The sequence below is a fragment of the Acidimicrobiales bacterium genome (assembly GCA_022452035.1).
Taxonomy (GTDB): domain Bacteria; phylum Actinomycetota; class Acidimicrobiia; order Acidimicrobiales; family MedAcidi-G1; genus UBA9410.
In genome coordinates this window covers 1-3,337 of record JAKURV010000055.1, presented here as the reverse complement: position 1 = coordinate 3,337, position 3,337 = coordinate 1, and the positions used below count along the sequence as shown (strand labels likewise).

The 3,337-nt window shown below is 68.6% G+C and carries 4 protein-coding genes; 3 read left to right on the top strand and 1 reads right to left on the bottom strand.

Annotated elements, in window-relative coordinates; all coding sequences use genetic code 11:
- Nucleotides 1-358: hypothetical protein (locus tag MK181_10835; GenBank protein ID MCH2420292.1), on the bottom strand; the 358-nt coding region annotated here is incomplete at its 3' end.
- Nucleotides 359-456: 98 nt separating this feature from the next.
- On the opposite strand from MK181_10835, the gene MK181_10830 reads away from it, so the two are divergent.
- From MK181_10830 to MK181_10820, 3 genes are all read left to right on the top strand, one after another.
- Nucleotides 457-1,302: an ABC transporter permease gene (locus MK181_10830; GenBank protein MCH2420291.1), complete on the top strand. Its 846-nt coding sequence runs from the start codon at nucleotides 457-459 to the stop codon at nucleotides 1,300-1,302.
- Nucleotides 1,303-1,304: 2 nt separating this feature from the next.
- A complete protein-coding gene (locus MK181_10825; protein MCH2420290.1) occupies nucleotides 1,305-2,528 on the top strand; it encodes an ABC transporter ATP-binding protein in 1,224 nt (407 codons plus the stop codon).
- A 34-nt stretch (nucleotides 2,529-2,562) separates the two neighbouring features.
- Nucleotides 2,563-3,337: methyltransferase domain-containing protein (locus MK181_10820; GenBank protein ID MCH2420289.1), on the top strand; the 775-nt coding region annotated here is incomplete at its 3' end.

Here is a 3,337-nt window from a genome sequence, read left to right as displayed (position 1 = left end):
CGGCATAACGGCCGGTAGGCAGCACCAGCACGAACCCGATGGCCAGGGCCACCAGGGTCAAGCCGACCACCCGAGCGCACCACATCCGGTGACCCAACCGGGCCTGCTTCTCGTAGAGCCCCCCGAAGTAGAAGACAACCTGCAGGATGGCCGTCAGGGCCACCATGCCAACCACCAGCTCGCCCGGCTCCGGCCATGCGGTCCCGAATCGGACCACGGTGACCAGCACGGCCACAGCCAGGATTCCGACGGCGTCCAGCACGTAAAGCCACCGGAACCCGGCGCGCCATAGGCGCAGGTACAGGCCAGAGGCCGCCGGATTGGCGTCCGGCTTGGGCGTGAGGGGCGTCGTAGTCATCGGAAGATCCCGATCAGCGTAGAAGGCCGCCGCCGACCAGCCCCTTCGGGCCGGGGCGCGCCCCCGGCCGCCTAGGGGGTGACCGGTAGGCTCGACCGGTGCCCCTGCTCCGGCTGCCGCGGTCGCGTCGCGACCTTCACGCCCTCATCCCGGTGGACCTGCTGGTCAACTTCACGCTTCGCGACCTGCGCAGCAAGTACAAGCGCTCGGCGCTGGGCTGGACCTGGTCGGTGCTCAATCCCCTGGTCGCCGTGGTCGTCTACTCGGCCGTGTTCTCTGTGTTCCTGCGTATCCAGCCGACGGTCGGCGACCCCAGCGGCCTGCACTCCTACGCCGTGTTCCTGCTCGTCACGCTGCTGCCGTGGCAGTTCCACGTCACCAGCCTCACCGAGGCCACCCGGGCTATCACGGCTAACGCACCGTTGGTCACCAAGATTTATTTTCCCCGTTGGGTGCTGCCCACGTCGTCGGTGCTGGCCCGGTTTCTGACGCTTCTGGTCGAGATGGCTGTGCTGCTGGTACTGATCGCCGTCCTGCAGGGCCACATCGCCTTCCAGTGGATCCCCGTGGTGCTGGCCCTCATGCTGCTTCAACTGCTGTTCACCATCGGGCTGGCCCTGATGATCAGCGCCGCCAACGTGTACTTCCGGGACGTCCAGCACTTCCTAGGTGTGGCCCTAGCTCCGTGGATGTTCCTGACGCCCATCCTCTACCCGCTGAACATGGTTCCGGCCGACCGGGAGTTCCTGGGCATCGGCTACCGCACCCTCTACCAGCTCAACCCGATGGTGTCGTGGGCCAAGGCCTACCGGAATGTGCTCTACGACCTGCGGTTCCCGTCGCTCGAACGATGGTTGGCCATCGTGGCCGCCACGGCCATCGTGCTGGCCCTCGGATTCCGGGTGTTCAACCGGCTCGAACCCCGTATGGCCGAGGAGGTGTGAGCGTGGCCCCGTCGCCGGAGTCCGCGGTCCTGCTCGACGGCCTGGGTAAGCGGTTCCGCCTCACTCATGACCGGAACTGGACCCTGAAGGCCACGGTGCTGGCTGGCCACCGCACCCGCTACGAGGAGTTCTGGGCCCTCCGGGGTGTCGACCTGGATATTCCGCATGGTTCAACGTTCGGGATCATCGGAGGCAACGGGTCGGGCAAGAGCACGCTGCTCAAGGTGTTGGCCGGGATCCTGCGACCCGACGAGGGCACGGCAACGGTCAACGGTCGCCTGTCGGCCCTGCTGGAGCTGGGCGCAGGCTTTCACCCCGAGCTGACCGGCCGGGAGAACGTGTACCTGAACGGCGCCATCCTGGGCTTCACGGCAAAGGAGATCCGTCGGAGGTTTGACGACATCGTGGGCTTCGCCGAGTTGGACCGCTTCATCGACGAGCCGGTCCGTAACTACTCGTCAGGCATGTACGTACGGCTCGGTTTCTCGGTGGCCATCCACGTCGAGCCGGAGATCTTGCTCGTCGACGAGGTACTGGCCGTCGGCGACCACACGTTCCAGAAGCGCTGCCTGGACCGGTTCGCCCAACTGAAGGCCGAGGGCCGCACCATCATCCTGGTCAGCCACGACCTCGACATGGTGGGGTGGCTGTGCGAGCAGACGGCATGGATCCAGCAGGGCACCCTGCAGGCCGTCGGCCCGTCGCCCAAAGTCATTGAGCAGTTTCTGGACGGGGCGGTCGATAGTCCTACGCCTACCGACCCGTCGCCGTCGGCCCCCCGACGATTCGGCGGCCTGGGACCCGACGACCTGGTCCGGGCCGTCGACTTGGTGGATACCAACGGCCACCCCATGGACCGGGTGGGCTCCGGCCGGCCGGTGCGGTTTCGGGTCCGGGTCGACGCCGACCAGGTCGGCGAGCCGGTCACTGTGGCCCTCGGCCTCTACCGGGCCGACGGCACCCACGTGGCGAGCATCAACTCGGGGGCGGCCGCCCGGGCCGCCGACGACGCTGGCACCGTCGAGGTGGACTACGCCGTCGACTCCCTGGCCGTGCAGCCCGGCATCTACGAGCTCTCGGTGGCCCTCCACGACGCCACCATGCGCCGGGTCTTCGAACGCCACACCCATCTGGTGCGCTTCGAGGTGGAGCCCACGGGCGTCGACCAGCAGAACGGGCTGGTGGCCCTGGGCGGCACCTGGTCGGCCCGATCGGCGGACCGGTGAACGTCCGGTGCCGGAGTGACGGGTCGGTGGTCCGGTGAGTGATCGGCGCTGGCGCGATGGGTCCGAGGACCGGATCGTCTCGGTTCTGCGGGCCGCTAGCGACCGGTCCAGCGCCTCGGACGAGTTGGCCGCCCAGATCGACGACTGGCCAACCCGCTACCACTTCGGCCGGGCCCGCACGAATCTCCTGCACCCGATCCGCCTGGGTCCCGGCGTGCGGGTGCTGGACGTCGGAGCGGGCAGCGGAGTGAACAGCCGGTGGGCGGCCGAACAGGGGGCGACTGTGGTGGCCGTAGAGGGCGACGCCCTCCGGGCCGAGGCTGCCGCCCTGCGCTGCGCCGGTCTGGACGTCGACGTGTGCCACGGGTCGGCTACCGATCTGGTCGACGACGACGGGTTCGACGTGGTGCTGTGCGTCGGGGTGCTGGAGTACGCCGGCGACGACCCCGATGCCTTTCTGGGACACCTGGCCGACCTTGTGCGGCCCGGTGGTGCCCTGGTGGTAGCCATCGAGAACCGCTTCGGCCTCGCCTACTGGCTGCAGGCCGACGAGGACCACCTCGGGCTGCCGTTCGTTGGCCTGGAGGGTTACCCGACGGTGGCTGCCACTGACGCCACGGCGGCCGTGCGCACCTTCTCGCGGGCCGAGCTGGCCGGTCATCTGACGGTCAGCGGGCTGACCGCCCAGCGCTGGTACCAGCCCTACCCCGACTACAAGTTGCCCACCGCGGTGCTCACCGACCGGTGCTTCGATCAGCCGGACGCCGTCGACCTGGTCGACCAGCTGGTCGGGCCGCCCATCGACCGCA